The following is a 16696-nucleotide window of genomic DNA, read 5'->3' on the forward strand; positions in this document are numbered from 1 at the left end:
CAACCATGCAAGACGACAACGGACAAAAAAAAGGAGATCAGCAGATCAATGTAGAACTTTCTGAAGAAGTTGCTGAAGGTGTTTATTCCAATTTGGCGATGATTGCGCATTCTAATTCTGAATTTGTGATTGACTTTATCCGCCTAATGCCGGGTGTGCCAAAGGCCAAAGTGAAGTCACGAATCATCGTGACTCCGGATCATGCGAAGAGGTTGCTTTCAGCTTTAAAAGATAATATCGAGAAGTATGAAGCAGCCTTTGGAAAGATAAGCCAGTCAGGAGGAGCACCCCAGTTTCCGATAAGTTTCGGAACACCGGGAGAAGCCTAGTAAAAATATAACTGCTTAGCTTTGTTACTCTTATTACTTTGTTTACCTTTGCAGTCCAAAATTTAACAGTTTACGGGAAAACTAAATTTTATCAGTTAATGCCTACTATTCAACAGTTAGTACGAAAAGGTAGAACTACACTGGAGACCAAATCAAAATCAAGAGCTTTGGATGCATGTCCACAGCGAAGAGGAGTTTGTACCAGAGTATACACTACAACCCCTAAGAAGCCAAACTCTGCAATGAGAAAAGTGGCGAGGGTGAGATTGACAAACGGAAAAGAAGTGAATGCTTACATTCCTGGAGAAGGTCACAATCTACAAGAACACTCGATCGTCTTGATCAGAGGTGGTCGTGTGAAAGATCTTCCAGGTGTGAGATATCACATCATCCGAGGTGCACTAGATACCGCAGGAGTTAAAGACCGTAAGCAAGGTCGCTCTAAGTATGGTGCTAAAAGACCGAAGGCTGGAAAAGGCGCTCCGGCAAAGAAATAATACTTTATAACATTTAGAAAAAATGAGAAAAGCGAAACCAAAGAAGAGATATATTCTTCCTGATCCGAAGTTCAACGATACGCTAGTGACTAGATTCGTGAACAACCTAATGGTAGACGGGAAGAAGAGTATTGCTTACAGAATTTTCTACGATGCAGTAGAAAAAGTTGAAGAAAAAGTAGGTGAGAATGGTCTTGAAGTTTGGAAAAAAGCGCTAAACAATATTTCTCCATCCGTTGAGGTGAAGAGTCGTAGAGTTGGTGGTGCTACATTCCAGGTTCCAATGGAAGTCCGTCCTGACAGAAAGGTTGCATTGGGAATGAAATGGATGATCAGCTACGCCAGAAGAAGAGGTGAGAAGACAATGATGGACAGACTAGCTGGCGAAATTATCGCTGCTTCCAAAGGCGAAGGTGCCGGAGTGAAGAAGAAAGATGATACGCACAGAATGGCTGAAGCCAACAAAGCATTCTCCCACTTTAGATTCTAATCAATATGGCTAAAAGAGATTTAACACTTACCAGAAATATTGGTATTGCCGCGCACATTGATGCGGGTAAAACTACAACGACAGAACGAATTCTTTTTTATTCGGGCGTATCTCACAAAATAGGTGAGGTTCACGACGGTGCAGCTACCATGGACTGGATGGCTCAGGAGCAGGAAAGAGGTATTACTATTACTTCTGCTGCGACTACCGTTTTTTGGAATTACAGAGAGAAAAAATACCAGATCAACATCATCGATACTCCCGGTCACGTTGATTTTACTGTTGAAGTAAACAGATCACTTCGTGTTCTCGATGGATTGGTATTCCTATTCAGTGCTGTAGATGGCGTAGAGCCACAGTCCGAGACTAACTGGAGACTTGCGGATAACTATAAAGTTGCCCGTATTGGATTCGTAAACAAAATGGACCGTGCCGGCGCAAACTTCCTTGAGGTTTGTAAGCAGGTGAAGGAAATGCTAGGCAGCTACGCTGTTCCTTTGCAACTTCCTATCGGTGCTGAAGATAGATTCCGCGGTGTAGTAGATTTGATCAATAACAGAGCTATCGTTTGGAATGAGGAAGATTTCGGAATGACTTTCGAAGAAGTTCCGATTCCTGAAGATATGCTAGACGAAGTAGCGGAATACAGGGAGTACTTGCTTGAAGCAGTTGCTGATTACGATGAGTCTTTAATGGAGAAATTCTTCGAAGATTCTGATTCAATCACTGAAGAAGAAATCCTAACAGCTTTAAGAAAAGCAGTAATTGATATGAAGATTGTGCCAATGGTATGTGGATCTTCTTTCAAGAATAAAGGTGTTCAGACTATGCTAGATCTAGTAATGGAATTGCTTCCTTCTCCTATGGACAAGGACGATATCATTGCTCATGATTTGGAGGATGAGGATAAAGATGTAAGAATCTCTCCTGATGAGAATGAACCATTTGCAGGACTTGCTTTCAAAATTGCTACAGATCCATTTGTAGGCCGTCTTTGTTTCGTAAGAGCATATTCAGGAATTCTGAATTCAGGTTCTTATGTTTTCAATAGCCGTTCTGGAAATAAAGAGCGTATCTCTAGAGTGTTCCAAATGCATGCTAACAAGCAAAACCAAATCGATGCTCTAAGAGCTGGTGATATTGGTGCAGTGGTAGGCTTTAAAGATATCAAAACTGGAGATACTCTTTGCGACGAAAAGCGTAAGGTTGTATTGGAATCAATGGTATTCCCTGAGCCAGTAATTGGATATGCTATCGAGCCTAAGACGCAGGCAGATGTAGATAAGCTAGGTATGGCGATCGCTAAACTAGTAGAAGAAGATCCTACACTTCAAGTGAACACTGATCACGAAACTGGCCAGACTATCTTGAGAGGAATGGGTGAACTTCACTTGGATATTATCATCGATCGTTTGAAGAGAGAATTCAAGGTTGAAATCAACCAAGGAGCTCCTCAAGTGGCTTACAAAGAAGCATTATTTGGTTCGGTTGAACATAAAGAAGTTTACAAGAAGCAGACAGGTGGTAAAGGTAAATTCGCTGATATTTCATTCGAACTTAGCCCGAGAGATCCAGATCCTGAAACTGGAGAAATCAAGCCAGGTCTTGAATTTGTAAACGCTATCGTAGGTGGTGTAATCCCTAAAGAATTTATTCCTTCCATACAGAAAGGATTTGCTGAGTCCATGAAAAATGGTCCTTTGGCAGGTTATCCTATCGAGTCTATGAAAGTGAGATTGTTCCACGGATCATTCCACGATGTCGATTCAGATGCTCTTTCTTTTGAATTAGCAGCTAGACTTGGCTTCAAAGATGCCGCTAAGAGATGTAAGCCTCAATTGCTTGAGCCAATCATGGCAGTAGATGTGGTTTCTCCTGATGAGTACACTGGTCCAATCACTGGTGACTTGAATAGAAGAAGAGGTTTGATGAAGGGAATGGACACTAAAGGTACTTCTTCCGTAATCAAAGCATCTGTACCATTGTCTGAGTTGTTCGGTTACATTACTGATCTAAGAACTATCACATCTGGTAGAGCTACAGCTTCATTGACATTCTCTCACTATGAGTCAGTGCCTAACAACATTGCCGAAGGTGTAATTGCTACAGTAAAAGGTCAGAAGGACTAAATAATATTTGCGATGAATCAGAAAATCAGAATAAAACTAAAATCATACGATCACAGCCTGGTGGATAAGTCATCAGAGAAGATTGTAAAGGCAGTGAAAGCCACTGGCGCAGTAGTAGTAGGGCCAATTCCATTGCCTACAAAGAAGGAGAAATTCACCGTATTGAAATCTCCACACGTGTCTAAGAAAGCTAGAGATCAATACCAACTTTGTACTTACAAGAGATTGGTGGATATCTACTCTAACTCTTCCAAAACGGTAGATGCTTTGATGAAAATCGAGCTTCCAAGTGGAGTTGATGTAGAGATCAAAGTTTGATCGGACTGGATTAATATACTAAAGACCTGCTTTTCGGAGCAGGTCTTTTTTGCTTTAGAGGCTTGCTGTTGTGATTGTAGGGCTATAAATGCCTGAGGCACAACGGAAATATTTTGCAATACAGTTAAAATTTAGGATTTCGGATTTGTTACAGAATTTTATTTCAGTAACTTTGCAGTCCTTTAAAAGGAACCCCGGCAGACAAATGCCTGTGGGTTATTATATTATCTTATAAAAGATGTCTGGTATAATAGGTAGAAAAGTAGGAATGACTAGCATTTTCAGTGCCGATGGACGTAACGTCGCATGCACGCTAATAGAAGCTGGTCCTTGTGTAGTGACGCAAGTAAAAAACGTTGAAACAGACGGGTACAACGCAGTGCAGTTGGCTTATGGTGAGCGTAAAGAGAAAAATACGCCAAAACCATTGATCGGTCATTTTAAAAAGGCTGGTACAACACCAAAGCACAAAGTTGTTGAGTTCAGAGAGTTCCGGGTCGAGTTTGAAGGCCAGGTAAATCTAGGAGCTACTGTGAAGGCTGGTGAAGTATTTATCGAAGGTGACTTCGTAGATGCTATCGGAACTTCAAAAGGTAAAGGATTCCAGGGTGTAGTAAAACGTCATGGTTTTGCTGGTGTGGGTGGACAAACTCACGGTCAGCACAACAGAGGTAGACACCCAGGTTCAATTGGTGCATGTTCTTGGCCATCCAGAGTATTCAAAGGAATGAGAATGGCTGGTAGAACGGGCGGAGACAGAGTGAAGGTTGTCAACCTTAGAGTGTTGAAAATCTATGCTGACAAAAACCTACTATTGGTTTCTGGTTCTGTACCTGGTCCTAAAAATTCTTTCGTTATTCTAGAGAAGTAAGCCATGGAATTAGCAGTAATTAATCAAAAAGGAGAAGACACAGGTAGAAAAATCAGCTTGTCTGATGAGATTTTCGCAATCGAACCAAACGATCATGCGATCTACCTTGATGTAAAGCAGTACTTGGCTAACCAAAGACAAGGTACGCACAAGTCTAAAGAGAGAAATGAGATAGCTGGCTCTACTCGTAAGATCAAAAAGCAAAAGGGCACTGGTAGTGCACGTGCTGGATCTATCAAGTCGCCGCTATTCCGAGGAGGAGGAAGAGTATTTGGCCCACAGCCAAGAGACTATTCTTTCAAATTGAATAAAAAGGTAAAACAACTAGCCAGAAAATCTGCACTTACTTATAAAGTGAAAGATAACAGCTTGTCAGTATTGGAAAGCATTTCATTTGACTCTCCAAAAACTAAGAGTTACTTGGCATTGCTTAACGGTTTGTCTCTTGGAGATAAGAAGACGCTACTAGTACTTCCTGAGGAAAATGCTAACGTGTTCCTTTCCAGCAGAAACTTGCCAAAGGCGAAAGTTGTGACTGTAAATGATGTAAATACTTACCAGGTTCTTAACGCTGATCACCTAGTGATCTGTGAAGGTTCTTTAAGTAAGTTGGAAACCATTTTATCGAAATAAGACAATGGATATTCTAAAGCAGCCTTTAATTACAGAAAAGATTTCTGCCATGAACGAAAGAGGCGTTTATGGATTCATCGTGGAAAAAACTGCGAAGAAACCGGAAATCAAACTTGCTGTAGAAAAAACGTTTGGTGTGAAAGTGGTTTCTATCAGAACCATCAGATATGCAGCAAAGCATAAATCTAGATACACCAAAGCTAAAGTGGTTTCAGGCTTTACCAATGCTTTCAAGAAAGCAATCGTGCAAGTAGCCGACGGTGAAGTGATTGATTTTTACGGAGAAATTTAATTGAATCTATATCATGGCAATTAAAAAGTTGAAGCCTGTAACTCCAGGGACAAGATTCAGAGTAGCTCCAGCATTTGACGAGATTACAACGTCAAAGCCGGAAAAATCTCTTCTTGCTCCTATCAAGAAGTCAGGTGGACGAAATAATGAAGGCAAAATGACTGTCCGTAATATTGGCGGTGGTCATAAGAGAAGACTACGTATTGTAGACTTCAAAAGAAACAAGTTCGGCGTACCTGCGGTAGTTAAATCTATCGAGTATGATCCAAACAGAACAGCACGTCTTGCCCTACTATATTATGCAGATGGTGCGAAGGCCTACATTATCGCCCCGGAAGGTTTGTCAGTGGGACAAACAGTGATTTCCGGTGAGCAAGTTGCTCCAGAAGTGGGCAACGCGATGCCAGTGGTGAACATTCCAATGGGTACGATTGTACACTGCTTGGAATTGAAGCCAGGAAAAGGTGCCGCAATGGTAAGAAGTGCCGGAGGTTATGCACAGATCGTAGCCCGTGACGGGAAATACGTGACAGTGAAACTTCCATCTGGTGAGATGAGACTTGTTCTTAATACATGTATGGCTACTATTGGAACTGTTTCCAATGGTGATCACATGAACGTAGTATTGGGTAAAGCCGGTCGTAAGAGATGGCTCGGAGCTCGTCCTCGTGTAAGAGGTGTAGCAATGAACCCAGTAGATCACCCAATGGGTGGTGGTGAAGGTCGTTCTTCTGGAGGACACCCTAGATCTAGAAAAGGTCTATTGTCTAAAGGTAAGAAAACAAGATCTCCTAAGAAGTATTCAAACAAGTTCATCGTAAGCAAAAGATCTAAATAATTATGGCACGTTCATTAAAAAAAGGTCCTTATATCGAGCACCATCTTGTGAAAAAAGTGGATGCTCAGAACGAATCAGGCAAGAAATCGGTAATCAAGACTTGGTCAAGAAAATCAATGATTTCTCCAGATTTCGTAGGACATACCTTCGCTGTGCATAATGGGAATAAATTCATTCCAGTATTTGTAACAGACAACATGGTAGGTCATAAGCTAGGTGAATTTGCTCCTACCAGAAATTTCAGAGGCCACATTGCCAAAAAAGATAAAGGAAAGAGATAATCATGGAAGCATTAGCAAAATTAAATAATGTCCCTACATCTCCGCGTAAGATGCGCCTTGTGGCTGACCTTGTCAGAGGCAAGAGAGTAGGATTGGCACTTAGCATATTGAAGTTTACTCCTAATCATGGAGCTGCTCGACTTGAGAAGTTGTTGCTTTCCGCTGTAGCCAACTGGCAAGCGAAAAACCCTGATGCCAAATTGGAAGAAGCTGACCTTTTCATCAAAACTGTAATGGTAGATGAAGGTAGAATGCTTAAGAGATTAAGACCAGCTCCTCAAGGTAGAGGTCATAGAATCCGCAAGAGATCAAATCATGTAACGCTTATTGTTGATTCATTCGACACGCAAGAAGTTACCGCTGATGTAGTAGAAACAAACGAAAAGGCAAATTAAGAACAGACTATGGGACAAAAGATCAACCCAATAGGATTTAGACTTGGTGTAGTCAAAGGCTGGGATTCCAACTGGTATGGTGGGAAAGACTTCGCTGAGAAGCTATATGAAGATCAGAAAATCCGTAAGTACGTCCTTGCCAGAATTCCTAAGGGAGGTATTTCTAAAGTGATTATTGAGCGCACGCTTAAAAGAATCACTCTTACGATTCATACTGCCCGTCCAGGTGTTGTAATTGGTAAAGGTGGAGCCGAAGTAGATAAACTGAAAGAAGAACTTAAGAATATCACCAACAAGGATATTCAGATTAATATCTTCGAGATCAAGCGTCCTGAATTGGATGCGAAATTGGTAGGTGAATCAATCGCTCAGCAGCTTCAAGCAAGAATTTCTTTCAGAAGAGCAATGAAGCAAGCTATTGCAGCATCCATGAGAGTGGGAGCGGAAGGAATTAAAGTTAAACTTTCTGGACGTCTAGGCGGAGCCGAAATGGCCCGTTCTGAAATGTACAAAGAAGGAAGAATTCCTCTTCACACATTGAGAGCAGATATTGATTACGCCTTGTCAGAAGCCCTTACGGTATATGGCTTGATCGGAATCAAAGTTTGGATCTTCAAAGGTGAAGTGTACGGTAAGAGAGATCTTTCTCCTAATCAGGGAGCAGCTAATGAGCCTAAAGGTGCTCGTAATGCAGGTCCTAAGAGAAATGATGGTCCAAGACGAAGAAAAAGAAATAACTAATTTTCGCCCATAAGTGAGAACTCATGTTACAGCCAAAAAGAACTAAATATAGGAAAATGCAAAAGGGCCGTGTCAAAGGCATTGCACAAAGAGGGCATACGCTTTCTTTTGGCAACTTTGGCATCAAGTCCCTTGAAGCAGGATGGATCACCTCCCGTCAGATCGAGGCAGCTCGTATCGCGATGACGAGAGCAATGAAAAGAGAAGGACAGGTTTGGATCAGAATATTCCCTGACAAACCTATCACTAAAAAGCCCGCAGAGGTTCGTATGGGTAAAGGTAAAGGTGCTCCAGAATATTGGGTAGCCGTTATCAAACCAGGAACGATCCTTTTCGAAGCTACTGGCGTGAGCCAGGAGACAGCTAAAGAGGCGTTGAGACTTGCACAGCAAAAGCTACCTGTAAGCACTAGATTTGTTGTTCGTAGAGATTACGCTGAATAATAAGCACTATGAAAAATACTGAAATCAAATCACTGTCTAACAGTGAAATCGCCGAGCGACTAGTCGCTGAGCAGGAGAATCTAACCAAACTTAGGTTTGCGCACTCGATATCTCCTATAGAGAATCCTAACAGAATCCGCGAGACCAAGCGCTTTATCGCAAGATTAAAGACTGCATTGGCTGCCAAATAATAGCTAACAAAAAGAATATGGCTACGACAGAGAGAAATCTTCGAAAAGAAAGAATTGGTAAGGTGGTAAGTAACAAGATGGATAAGTCCATTACCGTATTGATCGAGCGTCGCGTAAAGCACGCCATCTATGGTAAGTTTGTTACCAAAACAACCAAATTTATGGCTCATGACGAGACAAATGATTGTAACCCAGGTGACTTGGTGAAAATCAGCGAAACTCGTCCGCTGAGTAAGAACAAGCGTTGGAGAGTAGTTGAAATTATTGAAAGGGCTAAGTAATTATGATCCAGCAAGAATCAAGACTAAGCGTAGCGGACAACTCTGGTGCCAAAGAGGTATTGGTAATCCGCGTATTGGGAGGAACAAAAAAGCGATATGCTTCCATCGGCGATAAAGTCGTTGTGACAGTAAAATCTGCGCTTTCTTCCAGCAGCATGAAAAAAGGTACCGTTTCAAGAGCGGTAATCGTGCGTACTCGTAAAGAAATAAGAAGAAAAGACGGTTCTTATATCCGTTTCGAGGACAACGCAGCTGTGTTATTGAACAACAACGACGAGCCAAGAGGCACGCGTATCTTCGGCCCAGTGGCTAGAGAGTTGAGAGAGAAGCAGTTTATGAAAATCGTTTCATTGGCTCCTGAAGTATTGTAATCATGGAAAGAAAAATGAACAAGCAAACAAAGCTTCATATCAAAACTGGTGACACTGTAAAGGTGATTGCAGGTGATGACAATGGCAAAACAGGAAAAGTACTTTCTGTAGATAAGCAAAAGAATAGAGCAATCGTGGAAGGTCTTAATATGATCACTAAACACGTGAAGCCTACAGCAGCTAAGCCTCAGGGCGGTATCGATAAGAAAGAAGCTTCTATCCATATTAGTAACCTGAAACTTGTAGATCCTAAGACTGGTGAAGCCACTAGAACAGGTCGCAAAGAAGGTGAAAATGGTAAATTAGTAAGATACTCTAAGAAAACTGGGGAGGTGATCAATGGCTAATCCAAGAATCAAACAAAAGTACGTGGACGAGATCGTTCCTGCTTTGAAAGAGAAATTCCAATACTCTTCAGTAATGCAAGTACCTAAGTTGGAGAAAATTGTTCTCAACAAAGGTATCGGTGCAGCTGTAGCAGATAAAAAATTGGTAGACCAAGGTGTAGAAGAGCTTTCTTTGATCACTGGTCAGAGAGCTGTTTCGACTATCGCAAAGACTTCTGTTTCCAACTTTAAGTTGAGAGAAGGAATGCCTATCGGAGCTAAAGTTACTTTGAGAGGTCAGACGATGTATGAGTTCCTTGATCGTTTGATCACTATTGCACTACCACGTGTAAGAGATTTCAAAGGTATTTCTGATAAAGGATTTGACGGAAGAGGCAATTACACACTAGGTGTGCAAGAGCAAATAATCTTCCCTGAGATCAGCATTGAGAAAGTCAATAGAATCTCAGGTATGGATATTACATTCGTTACTTCTGCTAATACAGATGAGGAAAGCTTAGAATTATTCAAAGCTTTTGGAATGCCTTTCGTTAAAAAAACTAAAGAAGAATAATCATGGCAAAAGAGTCAATCAAAGCTCGTGAGAGAAAAAGAGAGCGTCTGGTAGCCAAGTATGCAGATAAAAGAGCCGCGCTTAAAGCTGCTGGCGATTATGAAGCACTTGATAAATTGCCAAAGAACGCGTCTCCAGTTAGACTTCACAACAGATGTAAACTAACTGGTCGTCCTAAGGGCTACATGAGAAAGTTTGGTATCAACAGGGTAACCTTCAGAGAAATGGCCTCAGCAGGCAAGATCCCTGGAGTGACAAAGTCCAGCTGGTAAAATAACGACAGTAGTTTTTATTATAAAAATCAATTCGTAACTTTGCACGCCCAAATCGGGTGTAGCTAGACTATAAAATACAATGACTGATCCAATAGCTGATTATTTGACTAGGTTGAGAAATGCCATCAAGGCATCTCACCGAATCGTTGAAATACCTGCTTCTAATATCAAGAAAGAGATTACAAAAGTATTGCACGAAAAAGGATACATTCAGAATTACAAGTTTGAAGAAAACGGTCCACAAGGATCCATCAAAATTGCTCTGAAATTCAATCCTGTTACAAAGCAAAACGCAATTGTAAGCTTGAAGAGAGTTAGTACGCCAGGTTTGAGAAAATATGTGAAACATACGGAGCTGCCAAGAGTAATCAACGGGCTCGGAATAGCAATTGTTTCTACCTCTAAGGGGGTAATGACTGACAAGGAAGCCCGCACTGAGGGTGTAGGTGGAGAAGTTATTTGCTACGTATACTAATTTACTATCATGTCTAGAATAGGTAAAAAACCAATAAATATACCCAGCGGTGTTACTGTAGACGTCACAGACAAAGGTACTGTGACTGTTAAAGGTCCAAAGGGTACCCTGACTCAGGATGTGAATCCCGATATTCAGGTGAAAGTAGAGAACAACGAAATCGTTGTTGCAAGACCTACCGATTCCAAGAGACATAAGTCTATTCACGGTCTTTATAGATCTTTAATCAACAATATGGTGATTGGAGTTTCTGAAGGATACAAGAAAGACTTAGAGCTTGTTGGTGTAGGTTTTAAAGCGTCTAACCAAGGACAGATTCTTGAATTGAATCTTGGTTACTCTCACAATATCTTTATGATGCTTCCTGATGAGGTAGCTCTTAAAGCTGAGACTGCAAAAGGTAAGAATCCAATCATTACCTTAGAATCGATAGATAAAGAATTGATTGGACAAGTGGCTGCAAAAATCAGATCTCTTCGTAAGGTTGAACCTTACAAAGGAAAAGGTGTGCGCTTCGTTGGTGAACAAGTTAGACGTAAGGCTGGTAAAACTGCCGCTAAAAAATAATAGGTTATGGCATTTAATAAGAATTCCAGAAGACTTAGAATCAAGCAGGGTATCAGAAGAAAGATTTCTGGTACTGATTCCAGACCTCGTTTGTCAGTTTTCAAAAGCAATACTGGCATCTACGCTCAGCTTATCGATGACCTTAAAGGTCAGACTTTGGCTCAAGCTTCTTCCAAGGAATTGGGAGCAAAGGCTAACGCTAATGTGTCAGTTTCTAAAGAAGTAGGTAAAAAACTTGCTGAAAGAGCTGTTGCAAACGGAGTAGAATCCGTAGTATTTGACAGAAATGGCTACTTGTATCATGGGAATGTGAAAGCTTTGGCAGATGGTGCCAGAGAAGGAGGCCTTAAATTTTAATAAGCTATGTCTCAACTAAGAAGAAAGCCTATCAGGGCTACAGATACAGATTTAAAGGAAAAAGTAGTAGCTATCAACCGTGTCGCCAAAGTGGTGAAAGGCGGTAGAAGATTCTCTTTTTCAGCAATTGTTGTAGTGGGAGATGGCCAAGGTGTTGTTGGTTACGGATTGGGTAAGGCCAATGAGGTAACAGATGCAATCACTAAGGGTATCGAAGATGCTAAGAAGAATTTGGTGAAAGTGCCAATTTTGAAAGGTACTATCCCTCATGAGCAGATTGGTAAATATGGTGGAGGTTTTGTTTTGATCAAACCAGCAGCAGCAGGTACAGGCGTTATCGCAGGTGGTGCAATGCGTGCAGTTTTGGAGAGTGCCGGCGTTACCGACGTATTGGCAAAATCTAAAGGATCATCTAATCCTCATAACGTGGTAAAAGCTACTATCGAAGCTTTGACTCAGCTAAGAGATGCAATCGCTGTTTCACAACAGAGAAGCATTAAAATGTCTAAAGTTTTTAACGGATAATCGAAATGGCTAAGATCAAAATCACGCAAACCAAAAGTACCATTGATAGACCAAGTGATCAAAAAGCTACTATTACAGCTTTAGGTTTAGGTCGTATCAGCAAATCAGTGACCGTAGAGAATACGCCTCAGATTGCCGGTATGGTAAATAAAGTTAATCACCTTGTAAAAGTGGAGGAAGCTTAATTATGAAACTGCATACATTAACACCAGCTGAAGGATCTACCAAAAATCGTAAGAGAATTGGTAGAGGTACAGGTTCAGGTAGAGGTGGAACTTCTACAAGAGGTCATAAAGGAGCGAAATCTAGATCAGGCTACAAGTCTAAGTTAGGTTTTGAAGGTGGTCAAATGCCACTTCAGAGAAGAGTTCCTAAATTTGGATTCAAAAGCTTGAATAGAGTAGAGTTCAAACCAGTAAATTTGGATACATTGCAAAGCATTGCTGAGCAATACAATCTTGAAGTAGTAAACATGGAAGCGTTAGTTTCTCATGGTATTGCTTCCAAGAATGACAAAATCAAAATCCTCGGTGGAGGTGAATTGAAATCCAAATTAGACGTAACTGCTCATAAATTCTCAGCAACTGCAGCAGCAGCTATTGAGAAGTTGGGTGGAACGGTAAACACAATTTAATTTAATGAAAAAGTTTATTTCGACAGTTAAGAACATTTTCTCTATCGAAGACCTTAGAGTTAGAATCATGAATACGATCGGATTTTTGATCATATTCAGATTAGGGTCGTTCATAGTTCTTCCTGGTGTTGATCCTTCTCGTTTAGGAGAAGCTCCAGAAGGGATCTTTGGATTGATCGATACCTTCCTTGGTGGAGCGTTCAGTAACGCATCTATCTTCGGTCTAGGCATCATGCCATATATATCTGCATCTATTGTGTTGCAGTTATTGACTGTCGGAGTACCATATTTTCAAAAAATGCAAAAAGAGGGTGAATCTGGTAGAAAAAGAATCAACCAGATCACTCGAGTTTTGACTATCCTAATCACTATAGCGCAAGGTATCGGATATGTTTCCGCTACTATAATGCCTACAGGAGCTGTGATGGTTAGCTCTACTTTATTTATGTTTAGTTCTTTGGTTTTACTATCTGCTGGTACTATGTTCTGCATGTGGCTTGGAGAGAAAATCACTGAAAAAGGTATAGGTAACGGTATCTCAATGCTTATTATGATTGGTATCATATCTAGATTCCCTGGTGCGATTATCGCCGAAGGTCTGGAGAAAGGTACTTCAGGTATGTTGCTTCTTCTTATTGAAGCCGCTGTATTGTTCTTCGTGGTAGTTGGGGTGATTGCCTTGACTGAAGCGACTAGAAGAATCCCTGTACAATATGCAAAACAAGTAGTAGGTGGTAAAGTGTATGGTGGACAACGACAGTATATACCTATCAAGGTAAATGCGTCTGGTGTTATGCCAATCATCTTTGCACAGTCGTTGATGTTTGTTCCAGCTTTGATCGCTCAGATCTGGGCTTCTGAAAATGACATCGCCAACTACATTGGAGCTACGTTCAGTGATTTCACTTCTTGGCAATACAATCTGCTTTTCGCAGCAATGATCATTCTTTTCACTTTCTTCTACACTGCTATTACAGTTAACCCTGAGCAGATCGCTGAAGATATGAAGAGAAATGGAGGTTTTGTTCCAGGTATTAAGCCAGGAGCTCCTACATCGGAATTTATTGATGGAATTATTTCCAAAATTACACTTCCGGGATCTATTCTCTTAGCTGCAGTAGCTATTCTTCCTGCTCTCGCAATTATTTCCGGAGTGGGTGGAGAGTTTGCTCAGTTCTATGGTGGTACCTCTCTATTAATTATGGTAGGTGTGATCATGGATACGTTGAGACAGATTGAAAGTTACTTGTTGATGAGACACTACGAAGGCATGATGAAAAGCGGTAATGTGAAGAATAATCCTTCTAATTACCAAGTTGCCTAAGATGATCAATTACAAGACTTCGGAAGAAGTTAAGTTAATAAAAGAAAGTGCCGACATATTAGCAAAAGCCCATGGGGAAGTAGCGAAGTATGTCAAGGAAGGGGTAAAGACCTCTTATCTAGACAAAATTGCTGAGGAGTTTATCAGGGATCATGATGGAGTACCTTCATTCAAGGGCTACAACGGTTTTCCTGCTTCACTATGTATTTCTGTGAATGAAGTAGTAGTACATGGTTTTCCCAGTGAATATGAATTGAAAGATGGCGATATAATCTCAGTAGATTGTGGAGTCTTTCACCAAGGTTTTCATAGCGATTCCGCTTATACATACCCTATTGGTGAGGTCTCTCCTGCTGTAAAAGCATTATTAAAAGCCACTAAAGATTCACTTTACATTGGAATTGAGCAAGCTGTCTTTGGGAAAAGAATTGGCGATGTGGGCAATGCAATTCAGAAGTTTGTAGAAGCCAAGGGCTACACCGTAGTCAGAGAGCTTGTTGGACATGGATTAGGCAGAAGTCTACATGAAGCACCTGAAGTTCCTAATTATGGAAAAAAAGGGAGCGGTCCTTTACTTAAAGATGGAATGGTGATCGCAATTGAGCCCATGATAAATCTTGGAACACGAAATATTGTACAAGAGCGAGATGGTTGGACTATTCGCACAGCGGATAGAAAACCTTCAGCACATTATGAGCACACAGTAGCGATATTTGAAGATAGAACAGAGGTGTTAACCTCTCATAAATACATAGAAGAGAATTTTAAATTCTAATATGGCCAAGCAAACATCAATAGAGCAAGACGGTACGATTAAAGAGGCATTGTCTAATGCGATGTTCAAAGTGGAACTAGAGAATGGGCATCAACTGATTGCTCACATATCTGGTAAGATGAGGATGAATTATATCAAGATTCTTCCTGGTGATCGAGTAAAGTTGGAACTGTCTCCCTATGATTTGAGTAAAGGCAGAATTGTATATCGATATAAATAAGACTGAGATGAAAGTAAAAACATCCATCAAAAAAAGAAGTGCTGACTGCAAGCTAATCCGTAGAAAAGGGGTTTTGTATGTCATCAATAAGAAGAATCCTAAGTTTAAACAAAGACAAGGTTAAATTATGGCTAGAATTGCAGGTGTAGACATACCAGACAATAAGCGTGGTGTAATCGGACTTACCTATATCTTCGGAATAGGTAGATCTGCAGCCAAAGCTATCCTGACCAAGGCCGGTATCTCTTTCGATAAAAAAGCAGGTGAGTGGGATGACGATGAGTCAACAGCTATCCGTAACATTATCGCTGAAGAGTTCAGAACCGAAGGTGTATTAAAGTCAGAGATCCAATTGAACATCAAGCGACTACAAGATATTGGTTGCTATAGAGGTTTGAGACACAGAAAAGGACTTCCAGTTCGTGGTCAACATACCAAGAACAACGCCAGAACAAGGAAGGGTAAGAGAAAGACAGTTGCTAACAAGAAAAAAGCGACTAAATAAAACCTGATTAGATTATGGCTCAGAAAAGAAACGATAAAGCAAAAGGTAAAAAAAGAGTAGTAAAGGTTGAGGCTGTAGGCCAAGCTCACATTAGAGCATCCTTCAACAACATCATTATCTCTCTTACCAACAATGCAGGTCAAGTAATATCTTGGGCTTCTGCCGGTAAAATGGGTTTCAGAGGTTCAAAGAAAAACACTCCTTACGCAGCACAGATGGCCGCGCAAAACTGTGGACAAGTAGCATATGACTTAGGTTTGAGAAAAATCGAAGTATTTGTAAAAGGTCCGGGATCTGGTCGTGAATCAGCGATTAGAACATTGCAAAATGTAGGATTGGATGTGACTACGATCATCGATGTGACTCCAATGCCGCACAACGGTTGTCGTCCACCTAAGCGTAGAAGAGTTTAATCATAAAATTGTAATACAATGGCTAGATATACAGGTCCTAAAGCAAAGATTGCCAGAAAATTCGGCGAAGCTATAGAAGGACATAGCAAAGCACTTGCAAAGAAAAACTACCCTCCTGGCATGCACGGAAGAGGTAGAAGAAAAAAGCAGTCTGAATACGCAATCCAGCTTGCTGAGAAGCAAAAAGCAAAATACATCTACGGAGTATTGGAGAGACAATTCGCTAAGATGTTTGATATTGCTTCCAGAAAATCTGGAATCACCGGAGAGAACCTTCTTCAGCTTCTAGAAGCTAGATTGGACAACACGGTATACAGAATGGGAATCTCCCCTACCAGAAGAGGTGCTAGACAACTAGTTTCTCACAAGCATGTGCTTGTAAACGGTGAGGTAGTTAACATTCCTTCGTTTACACTTAAGCCAGGTGATGTAGTTTCTGTAAGAGAAAGATCTAAGTCTCTAGAAGCAATCACTAATAGCTTAGCAGGTAGAGGTGCTAATAAATATTCCTGGTTAGAGTGGGATGGCACATCATTGACCGGCAAATTCGTCAGTGTTCCAGGCAGAGATGATATTCCAGAGAATATCAAGGAGCAACTCATTGTCGAACTTTACTCTAAGTAATA

32 protein-coding genes are annotated in these 16696 nt (G+C 40.9%); all 32 read left to right on the forward strand.

Annotated features, from left to right (window positions below; translation table 11 throughout):
• Positions 1 to 5 precede the first annotated feature (5 nt).
• The 32 genes from QOL76_RS16765 to rpsD all read left to right on the forward strand — a co-directional run bounded on the left by QOL76_RS16765 (position 6) and on the right by rpsD (position 16694).
• Positions 6 to 329 (forward strand): DUF3467 domain-containing protein, encoded by a 324-nt coding sequence (locus tag QOL76_RS16765; protein WP_283414128.1) that lies wholly within the window; start codon positions 6 to 8, stop codon positions 327 to 329.
• Positions 330 to 427: 98 nt separating this feature from the next.
• Complete coding sequence (gene rpsL, locus QOL76_RS16770; RefSeq protein WP_057939461.1) at positions 428 to 826, forward strand: 30S ribosomal protein S12; 399 nt, start codon at positions 428 to 430, stop codon at positions 824 to 826.
• A gap of 22 nt (positions 827 to 848) precedes the next feature.
• Entirely contained in the window at positions 849 to 1316 is a 468-nt protein-coding gene (gene rpsG / locus QOL76_RS16775; RefSeq protein WP_283414129.1) for a 30S ribosomal protein S7, read from the forward strand.
• Between the two features lie 5 nt (positions 1317 to 1321).
• Positions 1322 to 3445, forward strand: a complete 2124-nt coding sequence (gene fusA, locus QOL76_RS16780) for an elongation factor G (protein WP_283414130.1) — start codon at positions 1322 to 1324, stop codon at positions 3443 to 3445.
• Positions 3446 to 3457: 12 nt separating this feature from the next.
• Entirely contained in the window at positions 3458 to 3763 is a 306-nt protein-coding gene (rpsJ, locus tag QOL76_RS16785) for a 30S ribosomal protein S10 (protein WP_008203035.1), read from the forward strand.
• A gap of 238 nt (positions 3764 to 4001) precedes the next feature.
• On the forward strand, positions 4002 to 4634 hold the full coding sequence (gene rplC / locus QOL76_RS16790) for a 50S ribosomal protein L3 (protein WP_091692120.1): 633 nt from the start codon (positions 4002 to 4004) through the stop codon (positions 4632 to 4634).
• Between the two features lie 3 nt (positions 4635 to 4637).
• Entirely contained in the window at positions 4638 to 5267 is a 630-nt protein-coding gene (gene rplD / locus QOL76_RS16795) for a 50S ribosomal protein L4 (RefSeq protein ID WP_283414131.1), read from the forward strand.
• Positions 5268 to 5271: 4 nt separating this feature from the next.
• Entirely contained in the window at positions 5272 to 5559 is a 288-nt protein-coding gene (gene rplW, locus QOL76_RS16800; protein WP_111611451.1) for a 50S ribosomal protein L23, read from the forward strand.
• 13 nt (positions 5560 to 5572) lie between these two features.
• The gene (gene rplB / locus QOL76_RS16805) at positions 5573 to 6397 is read left to right on the forward strand and encodes a 50S ribosomal protein L2 (RefSeq protein WP_283414132.1); all 825 of its coding nucleotides are present in this window, start codon (positions 5573 to 5575) and stop codon (positions 6395 to 6397) included.
• Between the two features lie 2 nt (positions 6398 to 6399).
• On the forward strand, positions 6400 to 6678 hold the full coding sequence (rpsS, locus tag QOL76_RS16810) for a 30S ribosomal protein S19 (RefSeq protein ID WP_057939455.1): 279 nt from the start codon (positions 6400 to 6402) through the stop codon (positions 6676 to 6678).
• Between the two features lie 2 nt (positions 6679 to 6680).
• Complete coding sequence (gene rplV / locus QOL76_RS16815; RefSeq protein ID WP_283414133.1) at positions 6681 to 7073, forward strand: 50S ribosomal protein L22; 393 nt, start codon at positions 6681 to 6683, stop codon at positions 7071 to 7073.
• A 9-nt stretch (positions 7074 to 7082) separates the two neighbouring features.
• Positions 7083 to 7814, forward strand: coding sequence for a 30S ribosomal protein S3 (rpsC, locus tag QOL76_RS16820; protein WP_086500275.1), 732 nt, complete (start codon positions 7083 to 7085; stop codon positions 7812 to 7814).
• A 23-nt stretch (positions 7815 to 7837) separates the two neighbouring features.
• Positions 7838 to 8257 carry a 50S ribosomal protein L16 gene (rplP, locus tag QOL76_RS16825; RefSeq protein ID WP_283414134.1) on the forward strand — a complete coding sequence of 140 codons (420 nt, stop codon included), beginning with the start codon at positions 7838 to 7840 and terminating at the stop codon, positions 8255 to 8257.
• Positions 8258 to 8265: 8 nt separating this feature from the next.
• Complete coding sequence (gene rpmC, locus QOL76_RS16830; RefSeq protein WP_283414135.1) at positions 8266 to 8448, forward strand: 50S ribosomal protein L29; 183 nt, start codon at positions 8266 to 8268, stop codon at positions 8446 to 8448.
• A gap of 17 nt (positions 8449 to 8465) precedes the next feature.
• Positions 8466 to 8729: a 30S ribosomal protein S17 gene (rpsQ, locus tag QOL76_RS16835; RefSeq protein WP_283414136.1), complete on the forward strand. Its 264-nt coding sequence runs from the start codon at positions 8466 to 8468 to the stop codon at positions 8727 to 8729.
• Positions 8730 to 8731: 2 nt separating this feature from the next.
• A complete protein-coding gene (gene rplN, locus QOL76_RS16840; protein ID WP_086500285.1) occupies positions 8732 to 9100 on the forward strand; it encodes a 50S ribosomal protein L14 in 369 nt (122 codons plus the stop codon).
• Positions 9101 to 9102: 2 nt separating this feature from the next.
• On the forward strand, positions 9103 to 9447 hold the full coding sequence (gene rplX, locus QOL76_RS16845; RefSeq protein ID WP_283414137.1) for a 50S ribosomal protein L24: 345 nt from the start codon (positions 9103 to 9105) through the stop codon (positions 9445 to 9447).
• Complete coding sequence (rplE, locus tag QOL76_RS16850) at positions 9440 to 10000, forward strand: 50S ribosomal protein L5 (RefSeq protein ID WP_283414138.1); 561 nt, start codon at positions 9440 to 9442, stop codon at positions 9998 to 10000. Before rplX ends, rplE begins: the two co-directional genes overlap by 8 nt.
• A 2-nt stretch (positions 10001 to 10002) precedes the next feature.
• A complete protein-coding gene (gene rpsN / locus QOL76_RS16855) occupies positions 10003 to 10272 on the forward strand; it encodes a 30S ribosomal protein S14 (protein WP_086539683.1) in 270 nt (89 codons plus the stop codon).
• Between the two features lie 82 nt (positions 10273 to 10354).
• Positions 10355 to 10750 carry a 30S ribosomal protein S8 gene (gene rpsH / locus QOL76_RS16860; protein ID WP_283414139.1) on the forward strand — a complete coding sequence of 132 codons (396 nt, stop codon included), beginning with the start codon at positions 10355 to 10357 and terminating at the stop codon, positions 10748 to 10750.
• Between the two features lie 9 nt (positions 10751 to 10759).
• Entirely contained in the window at positions 10760 to 11317 is a 558-nt protein-coding gene (gene rplF, locus QOL76_RS16865; protein ID WP_283414140.1) for a 50S ribosomal protein L6, read from the forward strand.
• A gap of 6 nt (positions 11318 to 11323) precedes the next feature.
• Positions 11324 to 11674 (forward strand): 50S ribosomal protein L18, encoded by a 351-nt coding sequence (rplR, locus tag QOL76_RS16870; protein ID WP_283414141.1) that lies wholly within the window; start codon positions 11324 to 11326, stop codon positions 11672 to 11674.
• A gap of 6 nt (positions 11675 to 11680) precedes the next feature.
• Positions 11681 to 12199 carry a 30S ribosomal protein S5 gene (rpsE, locus tag QOL76_RS16875; protein ID WP_111611459.1) on the forward strand — a complete coding sequence of 173 codons (519 nt, stop codon included), beginning with the start codon at positions 11681 to 11683 and terminating at the stop codon, positions 12197 to 12199.
• 5 nt (positions 12200 to 12204) lie between these two features.
• Positions 12205 to 12384: a 50S ribosomal protein L30 gene (rpmD, locus tag QOL76_RS16880; RefSeq protein ID WP_283414142.1), complete on the forward strand. Its 180-nt coding sequence runs from the start codon at positions 12205 to 12207 to the stop codon at positions 12382 to 12384.
• A gap of 2 nt (positions 12385 to 12386) precedes the next feature.
• The gene (gene rplO / locus QOL76_RS16885) at positions 12387 to 12833 is read left to right on the forward strand and encodes a 50S ribosomal protein L15 (RefSeq protein ID WP_111611460.1); all 447 of its coding nucleotides are present in this window, start codon (positions 12387 to 12389) and stop codon (positions 12831 to 12833) included.
• Positions 12834 to 12837: 4 nt separating this feature from the next.
• Positions 12838 to 14157: a preprotein translocase subunit SecY gene (gene secY / locus QOL76_RS16890; RefSeq protein WP_283414143.1), complete on the forward strand. Its 1320-nt coding sequence runs from the start codon at positions 12838 to 12840 to the stop codon at positions 14155 to 14157.
• A gap of 1 nt (position 14158) precedes the next feature.
• Complete coding sequence (gene map, locus QOL76_RS16895) at positions 14159 to 14932, forward strand: type I methionyl aminopeptidase (RefSeq protein WP_283414144.1); 774 nt, start codon at positions 14159 to 14161, stop codon at positions 14930 to 14932.
• A gap of 1 nt (position 14933) precedes the next feature.
• Positions 14934 to 15152, forward strand: a complete 219-nt coding sequence (gene infA / locus QOL76_RS16900) for a translation initiation factor IF-1 (protein WP_057939437.1) — start codon at positions 14934 to 14936, stop codon at positions 15150 to 15152.
• Positions 15153 to 15159: 7 nt separating this feature from the next.
• A complete protein-coding gene (gene rpmJ, locus QOL76_RS16905; RefSeq protein WP_082632371.1) occupies positions 15160 to 15276 on the forward strand; it encodes a 50S ribosomal protein L36 in 117 nt (38 codons plus the stop codon).
• Between the two features lie 3 nt (positions 15277 to 15279).
• Positions 15280 to 15657: a 30S ribosomal protein S13 gene (gene rpsM / locus QOL76_RS16910; protein ID WP_091692107.1), complete on the forward strand. Its 378-nt coding sequence runs from the start codon at positions 15280 to 15282 to the stop codon at positions 15655 to 15657.
• A gap of 14 nt (positions 15658 to 15671) precedes the next feature.
• Positions 15672 to 16070 (forward strand): 30S ribosomal protein S11, encoded by a 399-nt coding sequence (gene rpsK / locus QOL76_RS16915; RefSeq protein WP_057939435.1) that lies wholly within the window; start codon positions 15672 to 15674, stop codon positions 16068 to 16070.
• 18 nt (positions 16071 to 16088) lie between these two features.
• Positions 16089 to 16694, forward strand: a complete 606-nt coding sequence (gene rpsD, locus QOL76_RS16920; RefSeq protein ID WP_283414145.1) for a 30S ribosomal protein S4 — start codon at positions 16089 to 16091, stop codon at positions 16692 to 16694.
• The last annotated feature ends 2 nt before the right edge of the window (positions 16695 to 16696 follow it).

This window comes from Algoriphagus winogradskyi, assembly GCF_900182815.1.
GTDB classification, from domain to species: Bacteria; Bacteroidota; Bacteroidia; order Cytophagales; family Cyclobacteriaceae; genus Algoriphagus; species Algoriphagus winogradskyi.

Excerpts from the sequence above, each read along its gene's own strand:
- rpsD (WP_283414145.1), top strand. The coding sequence starts at position 16,089 with ATGGCTAGATATACAGGTCCTAAAGCAAAGATTGCCAGAAAATTCGGC.
- rpsH (WP_283414139.1), top strand. The coding sequence starts at position 10,355 with ATGACTGATCCAATAGCTGATTATTTGACTAGGTTGAGAAATGCCATC.
- rplX (WP_283414137.1), top strand. The coding sequence starts at position 9,103 with ATGGAAAGAAAAATGAACAAGCAAACAAAGCTTCATATCAAAACTGGT.
- rpmC (WP_283414135.1), top strand. The coding sequence starts at position 8,266 with ATGAAAAATACTGAAATCAAATCACTGTCTAACAGTGAAATCGCCGAG.
- QOL76_RS16765 (WP_283414128.1), top strand. The coding sequence starts at position 6 with ATGCAAGACGACAACGGACAAAAAAAAGGAGATCAGCAGATCAATGTA.
- rpsG (WP_283414129.1), top strand. The coding sequence starts at position 849 with ATGAGAAAAGCGAAACCAAAGAAGAGATATATTCTTCCTGATCCGAAG.
- rpsN (WP_086539683.1), top strand. The coding sequence starts at position 10,003 with ATGGCAAAAGAGTCAATCAAAGCTCGTGAGAGAAAAAGAGAGCGTCTG.
- infA (WP_057939437.1), top strand. The coding sequence starts at position 14,934 with ATGGCCAAGCAAACATCAATAGAGCAAGACGGTACGATTAAAGAGGCA.
- rpsK (WP_057939435.1), top strand. The coding sequence starts at position 15,672 with ATGGCTCAGAAAAGAAACGATAAAGCAAAAGGTAAAAAAAGAGTAGTA.
- rplC (WP_091692120.1), top strand. The coding sequence starts at position 4,002 with ATGTCTGGTATAATAGGTAGAAAAGTAGGAATGACTAGCATTTTCAGT.
- rpsS (WP_057939455.1), top strand. The coding sequence starts at position 6,400 with ATGGCACGTTCATTAAAAAAAGGTCCTTATATCGAGCACCATCTTGTG.
- rpsE (WP_111611459.1), top strand. The coding sequence starts at position 11,681 with ATGTCTCAACTAAGAAGAAAGCCTATCAGGGCTACAGATACAGATTTA.
- rplB (WP_283414132.1), top strand. The coding sequence starts at position 5,573 with ATGGCAATTAAAAAGTTGAAGCCTGTAACTCCAGGGACAAGATTCAGA.
- fusA (WP_283414130.1), top strand. The coding sequence starts at position 1,322 with ATGGCTAAAAGAGATTTAACACTTACCAGAAATATTGGTATTGCCGCG.
- rpsJ (WP_008203035.1), top strand. The coding sequence starts at position 3,458 with ATGAATCAGAAAATCAGAATAAAACTAAAATCATACGATCACAGCCTG.
- secY (WP_283414143.1), top strand. The coding sequence starts at position 12,838 with ATGAAAAAGTTTATTTCGACAGTTAAGAACATTTTCTCTATCGAAGAC.
- rpsC (WP_086500275.1), top strand. The coding sequence starts at position 7,083 with ATGGGACAAAAGATCAACCCAATAGGATTTAGACTTGGTGTAGTCAAA.
- rplE (WP_283414138.1), top strand. The coding sequence starts at position 9,440 with ATGGCTAATCCAAGAATCAAACAAAAGTACGTGGACGAGATCGTTCCT.
- rpsM (WP_091692107.1), top strand. The coding sequence starts at position 15,280 with ATGGCTAGAATTGCAGGTGTAGACATACCAGACAATAAGCGTGGTGTA.
- rplP (WP_283414134.1), top strand. The coding sequence starts at position 7,838 with ATGTTACAGCCAAAAAGAACTAAATATAGGAAAATGCAAAAGGGCCGT.
- rplR (WP_283414141.1), top strand. The coding sequence starts at position 11,324 with ATGGCATTTAATAAGAATTCCAGAAGACTTAGAATCAAGCAGGGTATC.
- rplN (WP_086500285.1), top strand. The coding sequence starts at position 8,732 with ATGATCCAGCAAGAATCAAGACTAAGCGTAGCGGACAACTCTGGTGCC.
- map (WP_283414144.1), top strand. The coding sequence starts at position 14,159 with ATGATCAATTACAAGACTTCGGAAGAAGTTAAGTTAATAAAAGAAAGT.
- rplO (WP_111611460.1), top strand. The coding sequence starts at position 12,387 with ATGAAACTGCATACATTAACACCAGCTGAAGGATCTACCAAAAATCGT.
- rpsQ (WP_283414136.1), top strand. The coding sequence starts at position 8,466 with ATGGCTACGACAGAGAGAAATCTTCGAAAAGAAAGAATTGGTAAGGTG.
- rplW (WP_111611451.1), top strand. The coding sequence starts at position 5,272 with ATGGATATTCTAAAGCAGCCTTTAATTACAGAAAAGATTTCTGCCATG.
- rplV (WP_283414133.1), top strand. The coding sequence starts at position 6,681 with ATGGAAGCATTAGCAAAATTAAATAATGTCCCTACATCTCCGCGTAAG.
- rpmD (WP_283414142.1), top strand. The coding sequence starts at position 12,205 with ATGGCTAAGATCAAAATCACGCAAACCAAAAGTACCATTGATAGACCA.
- rplF (WP_283414140.1), top strand. The coding sequence starts at position 10,760 with ATGTCTAGAATAGGTAAAAAACCAATAAATATACCCAGCGGTGTTACT.
- rplD (WP_283414131.1), top strand. The coding sequence starts at position 4,638 with ATGGAATTAGCAGTAATTAATCAAAAAGGAGAAGACACAGGTAGAAAA.
- rpmJ (WP_082632371.1), top strand. The coding sequence starts at position 15,160 with ATGAAAGTAAAAACATCCATCAAAAAAAGAAGTGCTGACTGCAAGCTA.
- rpsL (WP_057939461.1), top strand. The coding sequence starts at position 428 with ATGCCTACTATTCAACAGTTAGTACGAAAAGGTAGAACTACACTGGAG.